At 76.4% G+C, this 20,612-nt stretch carries 23 protein-coding genes; 12 read left to right on the top strand and 11 right to left on the bottom strand.

Annotated elements, in window-relative coordinates; genetic code table 11:
* Positions 1-33 precede the first annotated feature (33 nt).
* A complete protein-coding gene (locus tag KJP73_RS14520) occupies positions 34-1,470 on the top strand; it encodes an amino acid permease (RefSeq protein WP_213283583.1) in 1,437 nt (478 codons plus the stop codon).
* On the opposite strand, the gene KJP73_RS14515 is transcribed toward KJP73_RS14520, so the two are convergent.
* Entirely contained in the window at positions 1,467-2,111 is a 645-nt protein-coding gene (locus KJP73_RS14515) for a LysE/ArgO family amino acid transporter (protein ID WP_213283582.1), read from the bottom strand. The two genes, KJP73_RS14520 and KJP73_RS14515, sit on opposite strands and share 4 nt — an antisense overlap.
* A 134-nt stretch (positions 2,112-2,245) precedes the next feature.
* On the opposite strand from KJP73_RS14515, the gene KJP73_RS14510 reads away from it, so the two are divergent.
* The 4 genes from KJP73_RS14510 (at position 2,246) to KJP73_RS14495 (ending at position 4,681) form a co-directional block, all read left to right on the top strand.
* Positions 2,246-2,725: a hypothetical protein gene (locus KJP73_RS14510; protein WP_213283581.1), complete on the top strand. Its 480-nt coding sequence runs from the start codon at positions 2,246-2,248 to the stop codon at positions 2,723-2,725.
* A 7-nt stretch (positions 2,726-2,732) separates the two neighbouring features.
* Positions 2,733-3,617: a LysR family transcriptional regulator ArgP gene (locus tag KJP73_RS14505; RefSeq protein WP_213283580.1), complete on the top strand. Its 885-nt coding sequence runs from the start codon at positions 2,733-2,735 to the stop codon at positions 3,615-3,617.
* 182 nt (positions 3,618-3,799) lie between these two features.
* Complete coding sequence (locus tag KJP73_RS14500) at positions 3,800-4,135, top strand: STAS domain-containing protein (protein WP_249669407.1); 336 nt, start codon at positions 3,800-3,802, stop codon at positions 4,133-4,135.
* 165 nt (positions 4,136-4,300) lie between these two features.
* On the top strand, positions 4,301-4,681 hold the full coding sequence (locus KJP73_RS14495; protein ID WP_249669406.1) for an STAS domain-containing protein: 381 nt from the start codon (positions 4,301-4,303) through the stop codon (positions 4,679-4,681).
* Positions 4,682-4,729: 48 nt separating this feature from the next.
* Here the strand turns inward: KJP73_RS14495 and KJP73_RS14490 are convergent, their stop codons facing one another.
* The 4 genes from KJP73_RS14490 to KJP73_RS14475 form a co-directional block, all read right to left on the bottom strand.
* The gene (locus KJP73_RS14490) at positions 4,730-5,167 is read right to left on the bottom strand and encodes a PTS sugar transporter subunit IIA (protein ID WP_213283578.1); all 438 of its coding nucleotides are present in this window, start codon (positions 5,165-5,167) and stop codon (positions 4,730-4,732) included.
* Positions 5,164-6,777, bottom strand: coding sequence for a PTS mannitol transporter subunit IICB (locus tag KJP73_RS14485; protein ID WP_213283577.1), 1,614 nt, complete (start codon positions 6,775-6,777; stop codon positions 5,164-5,166). Before KJP73_RS14485 ends, KJP73_RS14490 begins: the two co-directional genes overlap by 4 nt.
* Before the next feature lie 100 nt (positions 6,778-6,877).
* The gene (locus KJP73_RS14480) at positions 6,878-7,918 is read right to left on the bottom strand and encodes a zinc-dependent dehydrogenase (protein WP_213283576.1); all 1,041 of its coding nucleotides are present in this window, start codon (positions 7,916-7,918) and stop codon (positions 6,878-6,880) included.
* 48 nt (positions 7,919-7,966) lie between these two features.
* A complete protein-coding gene (locus tag KJP73_RS14475; RefSeq protein WP_213283590.1) occupies positions 7,967-8,728 on the bottom strand; it encodes a DeoR/GlpR family DNA-binding transcription regulator in 762 nt (253 codons plus the stop codon).
* 216 nt (positions 8,729-8,944) lie between these two features.
* Between KJP73_RS14475 and KJP73_RS14470 the strand changes: the two genes are divergently transcribed.
* Complete coding sequence (locus KJP73_RS14470) at positions 8,945-9,355, top strand: transferase (protein WP_213283575.1); 411 nt, start codon at positions 8,945-8,947, stop codon at positions 9,353-9,355.
* A gap of 16 nt (positions 9,356-9,371) precedes the next feature.
* On the opposite strand, the gene KJP73_RS14465 is transcribed toward KJP73_RS14470, so the two are convergent.
* Positions 9,372-10,187: a DUF1684 domain-containing protein gene (locus KJP73_RS14465; RefSeq protein ID WP_213283574.1), complete on the bottom strand. Its 816-nt coding sequence runs from the start codon at positions 10,185-10,187 to the stop codon at positions 9,372-9,374.
* 210 nt (positions 10,188-10,397) lie between these two features.
* Between KJP73_RS14465 and KJP73_RS14460 the strand changes: the two genes are divergently transcribed.
* The 5 genes from KJP73_RS14460 (at position 10,398) to KJP73_RS14440 (ending at position 16,148) form a co-directional block, all read left to right on the top strand.
* Positions 10,398-11,129 carry a helix-turn-helix transcriptional regulator gene (locus tag KJP73_RS14460; RefSeq protein WP_213283573.1) on the top strand — a complete coding sequence of 244 codons (732 nt, stop codon included), beginning with the start codon at positions 10,398-10,400 and terminating at the stop codon, positions 11,127-11,129.
* Between the two features lie 72 nt (positions 11,130-11,201).
* Positions 11,202-13,808 carry a nitrite reductase large subunit NirB gene (gene nirB, locus KJP73_RS14455; RefSeq protein WP_213283572.1) on the top strand — a complete coding sequence of 869 codons (2,607 nt, stop codon included), beginning with the start codon at positions 11,202-11,204 and terminating at the stop codon, positions 13,806-13,808.
* A complete protein-coding gene (nirD, locus tag KJP73_RS14450; RefSeq protein ID WP_213283571.1) occupies positions 13,805-14,161 on the top strand; it encodes a nitrite reductase small subunit NirD in 357 nt (118 codons plus the stop codon). The genes nirB and nirD overlap by 4 nt, the downstream gene beginning before the upstream one ends.
* Entirely contained in the window at positions 14,158-15,447 is a 1,290-nt protein-coding gene (gene cobA, locus KJP73_RS14445; RefSeq protein WP_213283570.1) for a uroporphyrinogen-III C-methyltransferase, read from the top strand. The genes nirD and cobA overlap by 4 nt, the downstream gene beginning before the upstream one ends.
* Positions 15,444-16,148: a sirohydrochlorin chelatase gene (locus KJP73_RS14440; RefSeq protein ID WP_213283569.1), complete on the top strand. Its 705-nt coding sequence runs from the start codon at positions 15,444-15,446 to the stop codon at positions 16,146-16,148. The genes cobA and KJP73_RS14440 overlap by 4 nt, the downstream gene beginning before the upstream one ends.
* A 10-nt stretch (positions 16,149-16,158) precedes the next feature.
* Here KJP73_RS14440 and KJP73_RS14435 read toward each other — a convergent pair whose 3' ends face one another.
* Positions 16,159-16,503: a type II toxin-antitoxin system PemK/MazF family toxin gene (locus KJP73_RS14435; RefSeq protein ID WP_213283568.1), complete on the bottom strand. Its 345-nt coding sequence runs from the start codon at positions 16,501-16,503 to the stop codon at positions 16,159-16,161.
* Entirely contained in the window at positions 16,500-16,745 is a 246-nt protein-coding gene (locus KJP73_RS14430; protein ID WP_213283567.1) for a ribbon-helix-helix protein, CopG family, read from the bottom strand. Before KJP73_RS14430 ends, KJP73_RS14435 begins: the two co-directional genes overlap by 4 nt.
* 123 nt (positions 16,746-16,868) lie before the next feature.
* Between KJP73_RS14430 and KJP73_RS14425 the strand changes: the two genes are divergently transcribed.
* Positions 16,869-17,909: an App1 family protein gene (locus KJP73_RS14425; protein WP_213283566.1), complete on the top strand. Its 1,041-nt coding sequence runs from the start codon at positions 16,869-16,871 to the stop codon at positions 17,907-17,909.
* Here the strand turns inward: KJP73_RS14425 and KJP73_RS14420 are convergent.
* The 3 genes from KJP73_RS14420 to KJP73_RS14410 all read right to left on the bottom strand — a co-directional run bounded on the left by KJP73_RS14420 (position 17,899) and on the right by KJP73_RS14410 (position 20,571).
* Positions 17,899-19,356, bottom strand: coding sequence for a phytoene desaturase family protein (locus tag KJP73_RS14420; protein WP_213283565.1), 1,458 nt, complete (start codon positions 19,354-19,356; stop codon positions 17,899-17,901). The genes KJP73_RS14425 and KJP73_RS14420 overlap by 11 nt on opposite strands.
* A 205-nt stretch (positions 19,357-19,561) precedes the next feature.
* A complete protein-coding gene (locus KJP73_RS14415; protein ID WP_213283564.1) occupies positions 19,562-20,305 on the bottom strand; it encodes an MBL fold metallo-hydrolase in 744 nt (247 codons plus the stop codon).
* Positions 20,302-20,571, bottom strand: a complete 270-nt coding sequence (locus tag KJP73_RS14410) for a CDGSH iron-sulfur domain-containing protein (protein ID WP_213283589.1) — start codon at positions 20,569-20,571, stop codon at positions 20,302-20,304. The genes KJP73_RS14415 and KJP73_RS14410 overlap by 4 nt, the downstream gene beginning before the upstream one ends.
* Positions 20,572-20,612 lie beyond the last annotated feature (41 nt).

Below are 20,612 nucleotides of genomic sequence, written 5' to 3'. Positions count from 1 at the left end.
CGCGCGCCGATCGGACCGACCCGGAAAGCCGCAATGCCCCGCACCTCCGCGCCCGCCCGCGCCACCACGACGGCCACCCCGACGGACGACGGGCTCGGCCACGGCCTGCGGCCCCGGCACCTCACGATGATGGGCCTCGGCTCGGCGATCGGGGCGGGGCTGTTCCTGGGCAGCGGCGTCGGGATCGCGACCGCGGGGCCGGCGGTGCTGGTCTCCTACGCGATCGCCGGCGTGCTGGTGGTGCTGGTGATGCGGATGCTCGCCGAGATGGCGGCGGCGGTCCCGGCGAGCGGCTCGTTCTCGGTGTACGCGGAGGCGGCGCTGGGCCGGTGGGCCGGGTTCACGCTCGGCTGGGTGTACTGGTTCACGCTGATCATGGTGCTCGGCGCCGAGATCACCGGCGTGGCCCGCATCGTCACGGGCTGGGCGCCCGGCGTCCCGCAGTGGGCGGTGGCGCTGGTCGTGGTCGCCCTGTTCGCGGTGGTGAACCTGGCGGGCGTCCGGCGGTTCGGCGAGCTGGAGTTCTGGTTCGCGCTCGTCAAGGTCGCGGCGATCGTGGTGTTCCTGGTGCTGGGCGTGCTGCTCGTGCTCGGGCTGCTGCCGGGCACGGACCCGGTCGGGACGACGAACCTGCTGGGCCACGGCGGGTTCGCGCCGGAGGGCGTCGGGGGAGTGGCCGCGGGGCTGCTCGTCGTGGTGTTCGCGTTCGGGGGCATCGAGATCGTCACGATCGCCGCCGCCGAGGCGCAGGACCCGCAGCGTGCCGTCGGCCGGGCCACGCGGACGATCCTGTGGCGGATCCTGCTGTTCTACGTCGGCTCGGTCGCGATCATGGTGCTGGTCCTGCCGTGGGACGCGCCCGTGCTGCAGGAGGGCCCGTTCGTCGCCGTGCTCGACGCGGCGGGGCTGCCGGGGGCGGCGCGGCTGATGGAGGCCGTGGTCGTCGTGGCGCTGCTGTCGGCGTTCAACGCGAACGTGTACGCGACGTCGCGGATGGCGTACTCGCTCGCCGGGCGGGGCGACGGGCCGCGGGTGCTGCGCCGGGTGTCGTCCCGCGGGGTGCCGTGGGTGGCCGTCCTGGTGTCGGTCGCGTTCGGGGTGGTCGCCGTCGGGCTGAACTGGGCGCTGCCCGACACGCTGCTCGGCATCCTGCTCAACGCGGTGGGCGCGGCGCTGCTGGTGGTGTGGGTGCTGGTGGCGGTCGCGCAGCTCCGGCTGCGTCCGCGGCTCGAGGCGCAGGCCCGGGCCCGCGGCGAGGCGCTGCCCCTGCGGATGTGGGGGTACCCGTGGCTCACGTGGGCCACCCTGGCCGCGCTGGCGGGGCTGGTGGTGCTGATGCTCGCCGACGGCACCGCGCGCGGTCAGCTGCTGTCGACGGCGGTGCTGGTCGCGGTGGTGCTGGGCCTCTACGGCGTCACGGCGATGGTCCGCCGCCGCTCGTCCCGCTCGGCGCCGGACGCCGCGCGCTAGACGCCGCGGAGCAGCCCCACGGCGATGGCGGCCATCACCAGCGCGATGACGCCGTCCAGCACCCGCCAGGCACCGGGGCGGGCGAACAGCGGGCGCAGCAGCCGCGCGCCGAAGCCCAGGCCGGCGAACCACAGCACGCTCCCCAGCACGGCGCCGCCGCCGAACCACCAGCGCTGGTCGCCGTGCGTGCCGGCGACCGACCCGAGCAGCACGACGGTGTCCAGGTACACGTGCGGGTTCAGCCAGGTCAGCGCCAGGCACGTCGCGAGCACCGGCCACAGGCGGGTCGGGGTGTCGCCGTCCTCGGCGGTGAGCGCGCCCGTGGGCCGGATCGCGCGGCGCGCCGCCACCACCGCGTAGCCGAGCAGGAACACCGCCCCGGCGACCCGGGCGACCGCCAGCACCCCGGGCGCCCGGTCGACCAGCGCGCCGAGCCCGCCGACGCCGGCCGCGATGAGCAGCCCGTCGGACACCGCGCACACCGCCACGACGGGCAGCACGTGCGTGCGCCGCAGGCCGACGCGGAGCACGAACGCGTTCTGCGCGCCGATGGCGACGATCAGCGACAGGCCGAACACGAGTCCTTGGGCGGCGGCGAGGGCGGGAGGCACGACATCGACGGTAGGGTCGCTGCCACGCATCAGTCCAACGACTGCTCGCGATGCTCCATCAGCCGCGCTGATGGGAATCTCCCTCCTTCGACCGAGGCGACCTGTCCGAGGCCGCGGATAGCGTGGCCGGACCGTCCCGCCGCCACACCCTCAGGAGAGCCCCGATGCCGTTCCTGTCCCGCCCCGTCGTCGCCGCCGTCACGGGCGTGGCGACGACCGCGTACTACGCCACGCCCGACGTGCTCCGGAGCCGCCGCGCGCGTGGTGTGGCCAAGGTCGCGCTCTCGGCCGTGATCGTCGCGGCCGCGGTCCCGGAGGCGCGTCGCGGCGGGAAGGCGGCCGCCGACGGGCCGGCGATCGTCGAGGAGAGCGCCGAGGGGAGCCCCGAGACGCCCGGCTGGCAGGCGGCGCTGGGCTCGCTCTCCCCGGCCCGCAAGGCGGCGCTGGCCGTCGTGCCGGCGGCCTTCCTGGCGGCGTCGGTCGCCTCGACCGTCGCCGCGGAGCGGTGGGTCTTCCGCCACGGCGAGGCCCGGGCCGCGGCGGGCCGCCGCCTCCCGCACACCCTGCCCGCGCTCGCGTACGGCGCGCTCGCGGCGGCGCTCGCGCTCCTCCCGCCGGGGCCGGACCCCGACGCGAGGGTCTGAGCCGCCGGTGGCCGACGTCGACCTGCCCCAGCTCCGCGCGCTGCTCGCGGTCGTGGACGAGGGCTCCTTCGAGGGCGCCGCCGTCGCGCTGCACCTCACGCAGTCCGCGGTCAGCCAGCGCATCCGCGCCCTGGAGACGGCGGTCGGCCAGGTGCTGGTCCGCCGCACCCGTCCCGCCGGCGTCACCGACGCGGGCGCCGTCTACCTGCGCCTGGCGCGGCAGGTGCAGGGCCTCACCGACGAGGCCCGCGCCGCCGTCACCGCCGACGAGCGCGCCGGCCGCCCGGTGCTCCCCGTCGCGGTGAACTCGGACTCGCTCGGGACGTGGGTGCTGCCGGCGCTCGCGCCGCTGGCCGGCGAGATCCTGTTCGACCTGCACCGCGAGGACCAGGACCACTCCGCCGACCTGCTGCGGGACGGCACGGTGGTCGCGGCCATCACCACGGCGGCCCGCCCGGTCCAGGGCTGCACCTCGCACCGGCTCGGCGTGCTCCGCTACCGGCCGATGATGGCGGTCGACCGCGCGGCCCGGCACCTGCCCGACGGCCCGACGCCCGACGCGCTCGCCGCCGCGCCCCTGGTGGTGTTCGACCGCAAGGACGACCTGCAGGACGGGTACCTGCGCGAGCGCGGCGTCGACCCGGCGCTCCCGCCCCGGCACCACGTGCCGGCGTCCGCGGACTTCGTGCTCGCGGTCCGGCTCGGGCTCGGGTGGGGCATGCTCCCGGAGCGCGACGCCGCGGCGGGCGAGCGGGACGGCGTCCTCGTCGACATCGACCCGGGACGGCACGTGGACGTCACGCTGCACTGGCAGCAGTGGACGCTGCGCACGGCGGCGCTGGACCGCACCGGCGCGGCGGTGCGGGCCGCCGCCGCGGCCTACCTGCGCTGACGGGCGCGGCACCGGCGGGACCTCGGCGCTCGTGCACCCTGGCCAGCGGGTCCGCCACGTGGGAGGATCGCCGCGACCGCGCACCCGGGCAGGGCGCGCGGGAACGCGTGTCCACCTCGGCGGCACGCCGGTGCCACTGCCGAGAGGCGGTCCGTGTGCGGCGGACGACGAACCGGATAGCTGTGGAGCAGGCGGAGGGCGCGACGGTCGTGCGCCTGACGGGGGAGATCGACGCGGCGTTGCGGGGGCAGGCCGGCGCGGCGCTCGCGGCGGCGCTGGGCGGGGGCCGACCGGTGGTGCTGGACGCCGCCGGCATCCGGTTCGCCGACTCGACGGGGGTCGCGTTCCTCCTGCAGTGCGCCCGCGCGTGCGAGCGCGCGGGCCTCGCCGTGACGCTGCGGGACCCGCCGCCGCAGGTCGTGCGGGTGGTCCGGCTGCTCGGTGTCGAGGACCTCCTGCCCACGGTGCGGTCGGCCGACGAGCGCCTCGTCGTGCCTGGTGGGAGAGTGGGCGCCTGACGGTCTTCGGTCACGAGAGTCCGCGACGGGGCGGACGGCTCGTGCACCCGGCTGCGGTCTCCTGTCACCCGGTCGTCGTGACCGCGCGCCCCGGCAGGGCGCGTCGGGTGGCGTGTGTCCAGCGCGACGGCACACCGCGGGGCCAGGGGTGAGGGAGGCGGTCCGGTGCGCTCAGCAGCAGGGACCATCGTCGCGGAGCAGGCGGACGGCGTCACGGTGGTGCGCCTGTCCGGGGAGATCGACGGCGCGTTGCGCGACCAGGCCAGCAGGGCCATGGCGCGCGCGCTGACGGCCGGCATGCCGGTCGTCCTGGACGCCAGCGGGACCCGGTTCGTGGACTCGCGGGGCGTGGCGTTCCTCATCCAGTGCGCCCGCGCCTGCGAGCAGGTCGGGCTGACGGTGACGCTGCGCGACCCGCCGGCGCAGGTCCGGGGTGTCATCGCGTACCTCGGCGCGGAGGAGATCCTGCCGCTCGCGGGCGCGGGCGCGGGCGCGCGCGCGGGCGGGGGCGCGGACCGGCCCGGGGCGCCCGCCGGGGACGCGTGACGGGCGCGGGTCCGGTGAGGGACCCGCGCCCGCCGCGGCGCCGGCGCGTCAGGCCGGCTCCACCTCCTCGAGGATCGCCGCCAGCTCCTCCCGGGTCGTGGAGTCCAGCACCCGCTGCACCCGCTCGCCGTCGGTGAACACCAGGGCGATCCGCGACAGCAGCTCCAGGTGCTGGTTGCCGACCCCCGCGATGCCCACGACGACCCGCACCGGGTTGCCGTCCCAGTCGACCGGCTCCTCGTACCGGATCAGGCAGAGCTCCGACCGGCGGATCTCGCCCTTGGCCTCGTCCGTGCCGTGCGGGATGGCCAGGAAGCTGCCCATGTACGTGGACACCACCCGCTCCCGGTCGAGCATCGCCTCCACGTACTCCGGGTCGACCGCGCCCGAGGCGACGAGCAGGTCGCCGGCCTCCCGGATGGCCTCGGTCTTCGTGGTGGCGCGCCCCGCCGGCACGATCAGCTCCGCGCTGAGGGTCCCTGTCATGACTGCGTCCTCTCCGCCGTCTCCTGCTGGGCCGCGCGCACGACGTCGTCGTACACGGGGCTGCTGAGGAAGTTGTCCACCGACACGTGCCGCGCGCTGGGTGCGTGCCGTCGTGCGCGGTCGGTCAGCTCCCGCTGGGTGATGACCAGGTCGACGTCGTCCTCGAGGTTCGCCACCGCCCGGTTCACCACGGAGATGTCGCTGCGGCCGGCCTTCTTGAGCTTGTCCCGCAGGATGCTCGCGCCCATCGCCGACGACCCCATGCCGGCGTCGCACGCGAACACGATGGACCGCACGGGCCGGGTCCCCGCCGTCTCGTCGGCGACGGTGGCCGAGGCGGCCCCGGTGCCGACGGTCTGCGAGAGCGCCCCGAGCGCGGACGACGACTTGCCCTTGTTCGCCTCGGTCTGCGCGATGGCGGCCTCGAGGTCGCCGCCGCCCGACGCGAGGTCCCGCTTCCGGGACGCCCGCAGGATGACCGCCGCCACCAGGAACGTCACCACGCAGGACAGGACCACGGACAGGGTCACGCCCACGAAGGAGTCCCGTGGCGTCGCGGCGTACACCGCGATGATCGACCCCGGGGCCGCGGGCCCGCGCAGGCCGCTCCCGAACACCACGTTCGTGGCGATGCCCGTGGCGCCGCCGAGGATCGCCGCGATGATCAGCGTCGGCTTCATCAGCACGAACGGGAAGTACACCTCGTGGATCCCGCCGACGAACTGCACGATCGCCGCGCCCGGCGCCGACGAGCGCGCCGCCCCGATGCCGAACACCGAGTACGCGAGCAGGATGCCCAGCCCGGGGCCGGGGTTCGCCTCCACCAGGAACAGCAGCGACTTGCCGGTCTCGACGACCTCCGAGGCACCGAGCGGCACCAGGACGCCGTTGCCGATGGCGTTGTTCAGGAACAGCACCTTGGCCGGCTCGACGACCACCGACATCAGGGGCATCAGGCTGTTGTCGGCCATCCACCCCACCAGGCTGCCCAGCCACTCGGACACCTGCGTGATGATCGGGGCGAACCCGAAGAACGCCCCGACGGCCATCGCCGCGCCCGCGATCCCCGCGGTGAACATGTCCACGAGCATCTCGAAGCCGGGCCGGATCCTGCCCGCCCAGAGGCCGTCGATCTTCTTGAGGACCCACGCCGCGGCGGGGCCGACGATCATCGCCCCGAGGAACATCGGGACCGTGCTGCCGGTGATCATGCCGACCGCGACGATGGAGGCGACGACGCCGCCGCGCTCCTTGTAGACGAGGCGGCCGCCGGCGTTCGCGATGAGGATCGGCAGCAGGTACGTGACCATCGGGCCGACCAGTCCGACGTACTGCTGGAACGTCGTCCCGTCCTCGGCCAGCGCGAGCTGGGTGGCCGCGCCCTGCCAGCTGCCGGCGTCGTCGGCGTTGCCGAAGCCGCCCAGGATCTCGTTCGGCAGCCAGCCGACGGCGATGAACAGCGAGGTGATCAGCCCCCAGGCCAGGAACGCCGGGAGGTTCGGCATGATCATGGCGCTGAGGAACGCGCCGAACCGCTGGACGCGGACCTGGGCCTGCTTGGCCCGCGAGGGGGCGGGAGCGGGAGCAGCCGCGGCTGTGGTGGCGGACATGCTCACGCCCCCGGTCGGGGGATCGGCCGGGCGCTGCGGCCCGGCGCGGAGTGGATCGGCATTGACCTGCTCCTTCTGGACTGGCGTGACGGGGGGACCGTCACGGCTCGATGGTGACCTTGATGCCCGCACCGGAGCGGACGACGTCGATGCCCTCGGCGACCTGGTCGAGCGGCAGCCGGTGGGTGATGAGGTCGGCGACGGGCACGCTGCCGTCGGCGATGTGCGCGAGCGCCTGGCGGTTGTGCTCCGGGCTGGACCCGTTCGCGCCGAACACCGCCAGCTCGCGGTAGTGCACGAGGTTCGAGTCGAAGGTGATGGTCGGCCGGTCCTTGGGCAGACCGCCGAACAGGCTGAGCCGGCCCTGCGGGGCGAGCATCTGCAGCGCCTGCTCCTGCGCGGCCCCGGACGCGGCGGCGGTGATGACGACCGACGGGCCCCGGCCGTCCGTGGCCTCCTTGACGGCGGACACCGGGTCGACCTCGCCCGCGCAGATGGCGACGTCGGGCTCGACGACCGCGGCGGCCAGGTCGAGGCGCTCGCGGCTGAGCTCGACCAGGATCACCTTCTCGGCCCCGCGCGCCCGGGCGAGCCGGACGTGCAGGCAGCCGATGGGGCCGGAGCCGACCACCACGACGACGTCGCCCTTGCGGACGTCGACGATCTCCTGGGCGTTGATCGCGCAGGCGAACGGCTCCGCGACGGAGGCCTCGGCGTAGGAGACGTTCTCCGGGATGCGGTTCAGGCCGTCGACCTGCAGCACCTCCCGCGGCACGATCATGTACGGCGCGAACCCGCCGTCGAAGTCGTAGCCCATCGAGACCTGGTTCGGGCAGATGGTCATGGCGCCGCTGCGGCAGAACTCGCACTCGCCGCACGGGATGGCCGCGATGACCTGCACCCGGTCGCCGGGGACCCACCCCTCGACGCCGGCACCGACCTCGACGACCTCCCCCGCGATCTCGTGCCCCATGACGCGGGGCGGCACGATGCGCTGGTGCCCGGACGTCGAGATCTTCACGTCGGTGCCGCACATCGAGCAGGCGCGGACGCGGATCTTGACCTCGCCGTCGGCGGGGGAGGGCTCGGGGCCCTCCTCCAGCCGCACGTCGCCGGGGGCGTAGAAACGGAAGACCTTCATCATTCTCCTCGGTGTCCGGGCGGCGCTGCAGCGCGCCGTCCTGGGTTCTCAGGCCCGCACGACGCGCGGGCCGGCCGTCTCGATCTCCTCGGCGAGCTCCGGCGCGACGCCGGAGTCCGTGACCACGGCGTCGACGCTGCTCAGCGGCGCGACGACCGCGAGCTCCGTGCGGCCGATCTTGGAGTGGTCGGCGAGCACGACCGTCCGGGCGGCGGCCCGGACCAGCGCGCGCTTGACGGCCGCCTCGGCGAGGTCCGGCGTCGACAGCCCGTCCTCGACGGTCAGCCCGTTGGTGCCCAGGAACGCCACGTCGACCCGGACGTCGGCGAGCGCCTGCTCCGCCCAGGTGCCGACGGCGGCGAGCGTCCGGCGTCGCACGGTGCCCCCGATGAGGTGCAGCGTCACGTTCGGCAGCGCGGCGAGCGCGGTGGCGACCGGCAGGGCGTGGGTGACGACGATCAGCTCGCGGTCGGCCGGCAGCATCTCCGCGAGCCGCACGGTCGTGGAGCCGGCGTCGATGAGGACGGAGCCGCCCGCCGGCAGCTCGTCGAGGGCGGCCTTGGCGATGCGGTCCTTCTCGGCCGCGAGCACGTTCTCCCGCTGGGCGAGCGCCGGCTCGTAGCCGAGGCGCTCGACCGGGACGGCCCCGCCGTGCACCCGCCGCAGGAGCCCCATGCGCTCGAGCGCCGTCAGGTCGCGCCGCACCGTCTCGGGCGTGACCTCCAGGTCGTCGGCGAGCCGCGCGACCTCGACCCGGCCGGCGGAGCGGGCGGTCGTGAGGATCACCTGGTGGCGTTCCGGGGGGTACATGACGACGGTGTCCTGGTCCTCGTGCCGGCGGCAGCGGTGCCGCGCCGGGACGGTGGCCGCCCTGGCAGGACCCACTGTGGCGTGGGTCACCCGGTGGAGTCAACATGATCGGAGAAACTCGGAGCGAACCGGACATGCAGACGGAGCCAAACACAGGGCGCGCGGCCTCGTGACCCCAGGAACAAGCCGACGGTGCCGTGCGTTGAGGAGGGCGGTATGAAGAAGCGATACGAAGACCTCGAGCAGGACGACGGCACGGTCGTGCGCTACCAGCGGCACGACAACGGCGGCGGGTTCGTCGCCAAGGGCGCCGTCGTCGACGACAGCGCCTACGTCGCGGAGTCGGCGTGGGTGGACCCCGGGGCGCGCGTGGAGGCGCGTGCCCGCATCGGGCAGCACTGCTGGGTGGAACCCGGCGCGCACGTGGAGGTGGCCGCGACGGTCGGCTCGCACGTGCACCTCGGACGGGGTGCACGCGTCGGCGCCGGCTCGACGGTGGGCCTGCGCAGCGAGGTCGGGCCGGACGCCCGGCTGGAGCCCCGCGCCGTGGTCGAGCCGGAGACGCGCGTCGAGCCCGGCGCGGTCGTGCCCGGCCCCCGCCGCCTGGACCGGCGCCTCACCGCCTGACGCGTCCGCCGGGCGCCTAGCGGCCCGTCGGCGTCCGCTCGCCCGCGCGCACCGCGAACGGCAGCGTGTTGCCCGCGGGCGGCAGCGGGCACGTGCCGTGGTCGCTGAACGCGCACGGGGCGTTCTCCGCGCGGTTGAGGTCGAGCACCACCGTGCCGTCGGCCTCCGGGCGGACGGCGAGCACCCGGAACGCCGCCGTCTCGTGGCCGTTGGTGGCGTCGCGGAACCAGATCGCGGGGTGCGCGCCGCCCGCGACCTGCAGCACGTGCTCGGCGCCCGCGGAGGTGAAGCGCACGTGGCCGGCGACGGCCTGCACGTGGCGCACGCCCGCCGCGACGGAGCCCGTCTCCGCCACCAGACCCTCCTCGGCGGGCACGAACGTGCCGGTCAGGCGCCACGCCGGGTCGTGGTCGAAGCGCGGGACGCCCGTGAACGCCCGCAGCGCGGGGGCGTGCGGGTCGCGGACACGCACTCCCCGGGTCAGCGGGCCGCGCCCCAGCGGCTCGAGCCGCCGGTCGCCGTGCCGGAGGTCCCCGGTGGCGCCCGCGTCCGCCGTCCACACCGTCGTCACGGCCGTGACGGGCGCGGCGTCCAGCGTCAGGCCCGGGTCGGGCGCGGTGCCGGGGTCCACGTGGATGCCGTCGGCGTCGGCCCACCAGGTCCCGGGCAGGTCGCCGAGCGCGGCCGGGGCCGGTCCCAGCCAGTGCAGGGCCGTGAGGCTCAGCCAGCCGTGGGGGCTCGCGAGCTCCGCGTCGCGCGCGGCGGCCCACGCCCGCCAGGTGGCGGCGTCCGTCGTGGCCGGGTCGTCGAGCCGTGCCGGTGTGCCGGGCATCGCGTGTCCTCCTGCTGCGCGGCCGTCGGGGCCGCTGCGGTCGCGCCACGCTAGCCACCGCCGGTGACGCCGTCGCGCCGCGTGCCCGTCCGTGAGACGACGTCACCGGCCGGGACGGCCCTCGCGTGGTGACCTACGTCCCACGCCCTCGGTCCCCGGACGGACCACGCTGCTCTGCGTCGGCCGCGGACCCGACGCGGAGGGAGCCTCATGCCCGGTGCCGAGCCCCGGCACGCGCCGCCCGAGCCCCTCGCCGCGGCGCGGCGGGTGCAGCTGCTCCGCGCGCTGCACCGGCGCGGGTCGAGCACCGTGGGGGAGCTCGCCGTCGAGGTGGGGCTGCACGAGAACTCGACCCGGGAGCACCTGCGGCTGCTGCTGGACGCCGGGTACGTGGCGCGCGAGGCCGGTGTGCCGGCCGGGCGCGGACGGCCCCGCATGCGGTACCGCGCGGTGCGCGCCCTCCCGTCGCAGGACCCCGCGCCCGTGCCGCAGGAGGCCGCCGCCCGCGACGCGGCGGCTGTCGCGCACGGTGCGCTCGCGCGGGCGCTGCTCGACGGCTACGGCACCGCCGCGCGGGACGTGGCGGAGTCCGCGCGCCGGCACGGGTTCCGGGCCGGCGCGGCGCTGCCCGGCGGGACGCCGCGGGCTGCCGCGCCGGGCGGAGCCGCGGGCGCCGCAGCCCAGGTCGCCGACCTGACCGCGCACCTCGAGCGGCTGGGGTTCGACCCGGAGCTCCGGCCCGGTGCGTCGGCGTACCACCTGCGACGCTGCCCGTTCCTCGACCTGGCCCGCGAGCGCCCGGACGTGGTGTGCCAGGTGCACCTCGGGCTGGCGCAGGCGCTGCTGGCCCGGACCGGTGGCCCGGTGCGGGCCGAGGGGATCGAGCCGTTCGCGGCCCCGGGCGTCTGCGTGCTGCGGCTGGCGGGCGCGCCCCCGGTCTGACGGCGTGCGCGGCCGGGCGGCCTGGGCCGTTGGGCCCAATTACCACGGTCGGGGCCGTTGAAAACTGTGCGCATGACGCCGCCCCCCGCACCCGCCGCCGCCCCCGACCTCGGGCACGTCCTCGTGGTCGGCGCCGGGATGGTCGCGCACCGCTTCGCCGAGCAGCTCTGCCGCCGCCCCGACGCCGGGGCGTTCCGGATGACCGTCGTCGGCGACGAGCCGTGCCTGCCGTACGACCGGGTGCACCTCTCGGACGTGTTCGGCGGCCGGGCGGACGAGGACCTGGCGCTCGACCCCGCCCCGTGGCAGGACCCGCGCGTCGAGCTGGTCGTCGGGGACGCCGCGGTGGCGCTGGACCGCACCACCCGGACCGTCCGGACGGCGTCGGGCCGGCAGCTGACCTACGACACCCTCGTGCTGGCGACCGGGTCCCGTGCCTGGGTGCCGCGCACCGAGGGGACCGACCTGCCCGGCGTGCTCGCGTACCGGACCGTCGCGGACGTCGGGGCGCTGCGCGACTGGGTCGCCGGCCGCTCGGCCGCGCTCGGCCGTCCGCTGCGCGGGGCCGTCGTGGGTGGCGGCGTCCTGGGCCTGGAGGCCGCGGCGGCGCTGCAGACGCTGGACGTCCTGCCCACCGTCGTGGAGTTCGCGGACCGGCTGATGGCCGTGCAGCTCGACGCGGGCGGCGGCGAGGCACTGCGCGTCCTCGTCGCGGGCCTCGGCATGGAGGTGCGGACCTCCGCCGCGGCGACCCGGGTGGTCGCCGCCGGCGACGGCGCGGTGGGCGGGCTGGAGCTGTCGACGGGGGAGACCGTCCCCGCCGACGTCGTCATCTACTCCACGGGCATCCGGCCCCGCGACCGGCTCGGCCGCGAGGCCGGTCTCGCGGTCGCGGAGCGTGGCGGCATCGTGGTCGGCCCGACGTGCCGGACGTCCGACCCGGCGGTCTGGGCGATCGGGGAGTGCGCGAGCCACGAGGGCGAGTGCGCCGGTCTGGTGGCACCGGGCAACGCCATGGCGGACGTCGTGGTGGACCGGCTGTGCGGCGGGGACGCGGTGTACACGCGGGCCCCGGACGGCACGAAGCTCAAGGGCGTCGGCGTGGACGCGGCCAGCTTCGGCGACGTCCTCGCGCTGACCCCCGGGGCGCTGGAGGTCACGTTCGCCGACCCGGTGGCGCGCACCTACCGCAAGCTCGTGGTCTCCGACGACGCGCGGGTGCTGCTCGGCGGCGTGTTCGTCGGCGACATCGCGCTGTACTCGTCGCTGCGGCCGCTGCTGGGCCGGCCGCTGGGCGCGGACCCGTCGGCGTTCCTCGCCCCCGAGGGCGGCGCGGCGCCGGCGCAGGCCGACCTCCCGGACGACGTGGTGCTGTGCTCGTGCTCGAACGTCTCCGCCGGGACGGTCCGCGCGGCCGTCACCGAGCACGGCTGCCGCAGCGTGGGCGAGGTCAAGACGTGCACCCGCGCGGGGACCGTCTGCGGCTCGTGCGTGCCGCTGCTGACCACGGTCGTGAACCGCACGCTGGAGCGCGCCGGGATCGCGGTGTCGACCGCGATGTGCGAGCACTTCGCGATGTCCCGCGCGGAGCTGTTCGCGCTGGTGCGGACCGAGCGGCTGCGGACGTTCTCCGAGGTCGTCGCCCGGCACGGGCAGGGGCGCGGGTGCGCGGTCTGCCGGCCGGTCGTCGCGTCGATCCTGTCCTCCCTCGGCATCGGCCACGTGCTGCAGCCGGACCAGGCGCCGCTGCAGGACACCAACGACCACCTGCTCGCGAACCTGCAGAAGGACGGCACCTACTCGGTCGTCCCGCGCATGCCCGGCGGGGAGGTCACCCCGGAGAAGCTGCTCGCGCTGGCCGAGGTCGCGCGGGACTTCGGCCTGTTCACGCGGGTCACCGGCGCGCAGCGCATCGCGATGTTCGGCGCGCGCCAGGACCAGCTGCCGGCCATCTGGCGACGGCTCGTCGACGCCGGGTTCGAGTCCGGGCAGGCGTACGGCAAGTCGCTGCGCGCGGTGAAGACCTGCGTCGGGCAGGCGTGGTGCCGGTTCGGCGTGCAGGACTCGGCCAGCATGGCCGTCCGCCTGGAGCTGCGGTACCGGGGGCTGCGGTCGCCGCACAAGTTCAAGGTCGGCGTCTCGGGCTGCGCCCGGGAGTGCGCGGAGGCCCGCGGCAAGGACGTCGGCGTCATCGCGACGGAGAAGGGCTGGAACGTCTACGTCGGCGGCAACGGGGGCTTCACGCCGCGGCACGCGGACCTGCTCGCGGAGGACCTGGACGACGAGACGCTCGTGCGGGTGGTCGACCGGTTCCTCGCGCTCTACGTGCGCAGCGCGGACCGTCTGCAGCGCACCGCGGCGTGGGTCGCGGCGTTCCCGGGCGGCATCGCCGAGCTGCGCCGGGTGGTCGTCGACGACGCCCAGGGCATCGGCGCCGAGCTCGAGGCCGAGGTGCAGCGGCACGTCGCGGGGTACGTCGACGAGTGGCGCGCCACGCTGGAAGACCCCGAGAAGCTCCGCCGGTTCACGCCGTACGTCAACGCGCCCGGGCTCGGCGACCCCGACCTGGCCTACGTCCCCGAGCGCGGCCAGGCGCGCCCCGCCCGGCCGGGCGAGACGGGCAGCCCCGACCTGCTGACCGCCCGTGCCGCTGCCGTCACCCTGGAGGTCGCCCCGTGAGCACCGTCCGCCCGACCGAGGGCCCCGTGCGGGTCTGCCGGCTCGACGACCTGCTGCCGGAGCGCGGCGCCGGCGCGCTGCTCGGCGAGCACCGGGTGGCGCTGTTCCGCCTCGCCGACGACCGCGTCGTGGCCGTGCAGCAGCGGGACCCCTACTCCGGCGCGAACGTGCTCAGCCGCGGGATCGTCGGCGACGTGGCCGGCGTGCCGACCGTGACCTCGCCGATGTACAAGCAGGTGTGGGACGTGCTGACCGGCGCGTGCCTGGACCCGGTCGGCAAGGAGCCCGTGGACCTGCGCTGCTACCCGGTGACGGTCGTCGACGGCGACGTGCTCGTGGCGGTGGCGTCATGACGCTCCTCGCGGGCCTCGACGTCGCCGGGCGGCCGGTCCTGGTCGTCGGCGGCGGGCCGGTCGCGGCACGCCGCGCCCGCACCGCGGTCGACGCGGGCGCGGACGTGCTGGTGGTCGCCCCGGAGGTCGTGGACGACCTGCTGGAGCTCGAGGCCTCGGGCGCGGTGCGGCTGCGGCGTCGTCCGGTGCGTGAGGCGGACGTCGCGGACGTGTGGTTCGTCTGGACCTGCACCGGCCTCGCCGCCGTGGACGACGCGGTGGTCGGCTGGGCGAGCGCGCGCCGGGTGTTCTGCGTCGCCGCCGCCGACGCGCGGACGGGGACCGCCCGGACGCCGGCCGCCGCGCGGATCGGCGGGCTGCTGGTCGGCGTGCTCTCCGAGGGCGTCCCCGACCCCCGTCGTGCCGCCGCGGTGCGCGACCGGATCGTGCTCGCGCTGCTCGACCCCGCCACCGACACCCGCGCGGGCCGCCCGGAGTCGACCGGCCCCGACGTGCTGCAGCCGGGGGAGGTCGCGCTGGTCGGCGGCGGGACCGGCGACCCGGCCCTGATGACGGTCCGCGCCCGCACGCTGCTCGCGCAGGCCGACGTGGTGGTCACCGACCGGCTCGGTCCGACCTCGGTGCTCGCCGAGCTGCGGGAGGACGTGCGCGTGATCTCCGTCGGCAAGGCGCCCGGCGTCCACACGCTGCCGCAGGCGGGCATCAACGCGGTCCTGGTCGAGCAGGCGCTGGCCGGCCGGCGCGTCGTCCGGCTGAAGGGCGGCGACCCGTTCCTGTTCGGGCGCGGCGGCGAGGAGGTGCTCGCGTGCCGGGCCGCGGGGGTGCCGGTGCGCGTGGTTCCCGGCGTGACGTCCGCCGTGGCGGCCGCCGAGGCCGCCGGGATCCCGGTGACGCACCGCGGGACGAGCGCCCGCCTGCACGTGGTCAACGGCCACGGCTCCCTGACGGAGCTCGACCTCGCCGCGCTGCGCACGCCCGACGTGACCGTCGTCGTGCTCATGGGCCTGTCCTGGCTGGACCGGCTGACCGCCGAGGCGCTGGCGGCCGGGGTCGACCCGGCGACGCCCGCCGCGGTGGTGTCCCGCGCGACGCTGCCCGACCAGCGGGTGGTCCGGGCGCCGCTGTCCGGGCTCGCCGCCCGGTGCGCCGCCGAGGGGCTGCCGTCGCCCGCCGTCGTCGTGGTGGGCGAGGTCGCACGGCCGGGGCTGCTCGACCCGCTGCTCGTGGCGGGTGCGGGCGTCGAGGACGCCGGGGCCGGCGTCGCCCTCGCGGGGGCGGGGCGATGACGGCCCCGGTGCTCGTCGCGTGCGCGCACGGCACCCGCAGCCCCGAGGGCCGGGCCACCGTGCGCGCGCTCGCGGCGGACGTCCGGGCGCTGCGTCCCGGGCTGCGGGTCGTCGAGGCGTTCGTCGACGTGCAGGAGCCGGCGGTCGGCGACGCCGTCCGCGACGTCCTGGCCGCCCGCGCCCCCGGCGCCCGGGGGACCTGCGCGGTCGTCACCCCGCTGCTGCTGTCCACCGGGTACCACGTCCGGCACGACATCGGGGCGGCGGTGGCCGGGCTGCCCGCGACAGCCGCGGAGCCGCTCGGGCCCGACGAGCGCCTGGTCACGGTCCTGCTGCAGCGCCTCGCCGAGGCCGGTGCGAGCCCGGGCGACGCGGTGGTCGTCGCCGCGGCCGGCTCCAGCGACCCCGAGGCGGCGCGCGCCGTCGGGGTCGTGACCAACGCCGTCCGCGAGGCGTGGCAGGGGCCGGTGACCGTCGGCTTCGGCGCGTCGGCGACGCCCAGCGTGACCGACGCCGTCGCGGCCGCCCGCGCCGCGGGGGCGCAGCGGGTGGTCGTCGCCGCGTACCTGCTCGCACCCGGGCACTTCCACTCCGCGCTCGCGGCCGCGGGGGCCGACGTGGTCACCGCGCCGCTCGGACCGCACCCGCTGCTCGCGCAGGTCGCGCTGGACCGGTACGACGAGCAGGTCGCCCGCGACTGAGCTGCCGCCGCTACACGCCGGTGACCAGGCGCACCCCCTCGCCGATCGTGGCCATGAGGTACGCCGGCAACCGGCCGGCCGGGTACGGCTGGCAGTACTCGCGCGAGACCGGACCGGTCTGGGAGACGACCGCGACGGAGTCCTTGTCCAAGCCGGACACCAGCCCCGGCACGAGCACGTTCCCGGGGAACGCGTCGAGCGCGAGGTTCGACGTCAGCGGCACCACGATCACCGTGTTGATCTCCGTCGCGAGCAGCCAGTCCTCCTGCAGCACGACTGCCGGGCGCATCTTGGCGGGAGCCGATCCGCGCGGGACGCCGAAGTCGACCCAGACCACGTCGCCGCGGGCGATCACCAGTCGGTGCTCTCGGCCATGATCCGCGTCGACTCACCGACGAAGACGCCGTCGGCCGAGGGCTGTCCCGCCCGGGCGATCACCGCGTTGGCCAGGTCGGTCAGCTCGCTGCGGCCCTCGAGCCGGTCGGCGAGGCCGGCAGCCGCGAGCCGGTAGAACTCCGACCGGTTCATCCCGTGCCGCCGGGCGACGCGCTCGAACCGCTCGAAGTCCTTGTCGGGAACAGAGATCGCCGTCTTCATGGCCCCAGTATGACGGGTTATACCGCCGTGGTCGACCCCTCGCCGACACGGAACGCCCGGTGTCGGGACGGGGCGGCGACGGCCTGACGCGCGGCTCCGCGCGGGGCTGCCGATACTGGGTCGATGACGACGATCGCCCAGCTCGCCGCCCGCACCGAGGACCGCATCAACTCCGTCGTCGGCCGCGCCCTCGCGCGCCGCGGCTACACCCCGCGCCTGGTCACCTACCCGTCGTACGGGACCGTCGACCGGGTGCGTGCCCGCGGCCGCGTGCTGCTCACCGCGCCCGACGCGCCGACCCCCGGGAGCGTCGCGCGGCGGGGCTGGCGGAACCTGCTGTCCGCCGAGCTGCCGGGTGCCGTCGTGCGGGTGCGGACCGAGCCGGGCGGCCCGGACCTGGCCGTGACCCGCACCGACCGCAGCGGGTACGTCGACGCCCCGGTGGACATCGCGCTCGAGCCCGGCTGGCGTCAGCTGTGGATGTCCGTCGACGGCGGGGACGGCGAGGTGCCCGCGCCGGTGCAGGTCGTGGACCCGGCGGCCACGCACGCGATCGTCAGCGACATCGACGACACCGTGCTCGTGACGATGGTGCCGCACCCCCACATCGCGGCCTGGAACTTCCTGGTCCGGTCCGAGGCGCGGCGCAAGGCCGTCCCCGGCATGCCGGAGCTGTACCGGGACATCACCGCGTCGCACCCCGCCGCCCCGGTGTTCTACCTGTCGACCGGCGCGTGGAACACCGCGAGCGCCCTCGCGCGGTTCCTGGACCGGGTCGGCCTGCCGCAGGGCTCGCTGCTGCTCACCGACCTGGGGCCGACCGGCACGGAGCTGTTCCGGTCGGGGCGCGCGCACAAGTCCGCGACGCTGCGCCGGCTGGCCGAGGAGCTGCCGCACCTGCGGTGGATCCTCGTGGGGGACGACGGCCAGCACGACCCGCAGGTCTACGAGACGTTCGCCGCGGAGCACCCCGGCAAGGTCGCGGCGATCGCCGTCCGCGAGCTGTCGGTGCAGGAGCAGGTCGCCCAGAACGGTCTGCCGGCCCCGACGCCCGCGACGCGAAGGGCGGTCGACGACCTGGACCGCTCGTCGGTGGTGCTCGCGCACGCACCCGACGGGAACGCCCTCGCGGAGCAGCTCCGCGAGGCGGGCGTCATCGCGTAGCCGACGCCGCCAGGGCGTCCTGGCGGCCGAACACGTCCTTGAGCGCCCGGCGGGCCGCGTACCAGCCGGACAGGCCGTGCACCCCGGGGCCGGGCGGGGCGGACGCGGAGCACAGGTAGACGCCCGGCGCCCCGCTCGCGAACGGGTCGAGCCGCAGCGCCGGCCGGGTCGCCATGCCCCACACGGAGATCGCGCCGCCCGCGATGTCGCCGTGCACGAGGTTCGCGTCGTGCTCCGACAGCCGGGCCGCGGGGATGGCGTGCGACGCGACGACCGTGTCGCGGAACCCGGGGGCGAACCGCTCGACCTGCCGCAGCACCGCCTCGGTGGGGTCCACGTCGGAGCCGGCGGGCACGTGCGCGTACGCCCACACCGGGCGCTGGCCCGCCGGTGCACGGCCCGGGTCGACGACCGCCGGGTCGGACAGCAGCGTCAGCGGGTGCTCGGCGTGCCGGCCGCGGCCGACCTCGACCTCGGCGGCGACGACCTGGTCGCGGGTGCCGCCGAGGTGCACGGTGCCGGCGCGGCCCACCTCCGGGTGCGCCCACGGGATCGGGCCGTCCACCACCAGGTCGACCTTGGCGGCGGCGTTGCCGTACCGGAAGCCCGCGTAGGCGCGGACCAGGTGCGGCGGCATCGCGTCGCCGAACACCTGCGCGACGGTGCGCGGGGCGGTGTCGAACAGGTACGCGCGGGCCGGGGGGAGGTCCGCGCGCCGGGCGACGGGGTGGCCGGTGACGACCCGGCCGCCGAGCCGCACGAGGTCCGCGTGCAGGGCGTCCACGATCGACTGCGAGCCGCCGCGGACGACCGGCCAGCCGTGACCCGCGTGCGACAGCGTGGTGAGCAGCATGGCGGTCCCGGCCGCCGCGAGCGACGGCAGCGGGGTGATGGCGTGCCCCGCGACGCCGGTCAGCAGCGCCGCGCCCTCCTCGGTCCGCAGCGTCGACGGCACGAACGCGGTGCCGTTGCGCAGCGCTCCTAGGGCGAACTGCACCGCGGTGACCACGGACCGGGGCGTCGCGCCGGCCGGGATGCTGCGGTGGTCGCCCAGCACGAGGGCGACCACGTCCCGCCACCGCTCGGACAGCGGGCCGAACAGGTCGCGCCAGGCGGCGCCGTCCGGGCCCAGGTTCTCCGCCGTGCGATCCAGGTCGTGGTACGCCACCGCGGCCCGGCCGCCGTCGAGCGGCTGCGCGAACGACGCCTCCGGGGTCAGCAGGTCGAGGCGCTCGTGCAGGCCCAGGGCGCGGAAGAACGGCGAGGCCCACGCCATCGGGTGCACCGCCGAGCAGATGTCGTGCCGCACCCCGGGCGCCAGCCCGAGGTCGAGGGTCCGCGAGCCGCCGCCGACGGTGTCCTGGCCCTCCAGCACGAGGACCTCGAGGCCCGCGTGCGCGAGCGTGACCGCCGCCGCGAGGCCGTTCGGGCCCGCGCCGACCACCACCGCGTCGACCTCCCGGCCGCCGGGGACGGGATCCGCCGCGTGGGCCGACCGCCGCGCGGGGGCGGCCCCCGCGCGGGCTCCGTGCCGCGGGGCGGCCGCGCTGCCGGTGGGGCCAGGTCGGTCGGATCCGGGCGTGCTGCCGTGTCGCGAGGTCACGAGCCCGACGGTAGGCGCGATGCTCGCGGCGCGCAGGCCCAGGAGCCCCTCAGGCCTTGCCGACCTCGCGTGCCAGGCGCACGGCCTCCACCACGCCACCCGTCCACGGCTCCCCGTGCCCGGGCAGGACGACCTGCGCGCCGGTGGCCGCCAGCGCGTCCAGCGTCGCGAGGTTCAGTGCGCTGTCGGCCGTGGCGGCTCCCGCGACGATCCGCGGCCCGGTCCGCCCGGTGTACGGGTCGAGCGTGACCAGGGCGTCGCCGGACAGCAGCACGCCGGCGTCGGGCAGGTGCAGCGCCACGTGCCCGTAGGTGTGCCCCGGGCAGGCGATCACGTGCGGGCGGCCCGGGACCTTGAGCTTCTGGCCCGGGACGAGCGACCGGACGACGCGCACGCCCTTCACCCGCGCGGCACCGGCACCGAGCATCGCGGCCAGGATGCGCGCGGCGCGCGGGTGCGACAGCGGGTAGATCGCGCGGGGGTTCTCGTGCGCGTAGCGGTACGGGTGCGCTGCCAGGCGGGCGTCCTCGGGGTGCACCCAGACGTCGACGCCGAGCTCGTGCAGCGCCCGGCGGGCGAAGCCCACGTGGTCGAAGTGCGCGTGGGTCAGGACGAGGGCGCGCACATCCGCCGGCGTGCGGTCCACCGCCGCGAGCGCCCGCGGGAGCATCGACCACATGCGGGGCAGCCCGGCGTCGACGACGGTCGCGCCGCGCTCGTCGGCGAGCACGTAGCAGTTGACGTAGGCGTGCTCCAGGCGGGCCACGCCCGGTGCGGGCACGGTGATCTTCACGGGATGCTCCTCTCCTGCGCCGCGACGGGCTCGTCCGGGCGGGGCACCTCGTCGTCGGTGCGGAAGCCGATCGCCTTGTGCGAGCCGTCGCAGAACGGCTTGATGCCCGACGCGCCGCACCGGCACAGCGCGACGGTCGCGCGGCGGCGGGGGACGACCCGGCCCGCGGCGTCGCGGATCTCGACGTCCCCGCGCACGAGGATGGGGCCGTCGGGGGTCCTGTCTCTTATACCCCTCTGACGCTGCCGACGAACGCTTAGGTGCACGCCCTGGCGTCCCCCGCAGCGTTCAATTATAACCACTTCCC

Origin of the sequence: Cellulomonas hominis (assembly GCF_901521055.1) — a bacterium.
GTDB classification, from domain to species: Bacteria; Actinomycetota; Actinomycetes; order Actinomycetales; family Cellulomonadaceae; genus Cellulomonas; species Cellulomonas endometrii.
This window is presented reverse-complemented; position numbering and strand designations above follow the sequence as displayed.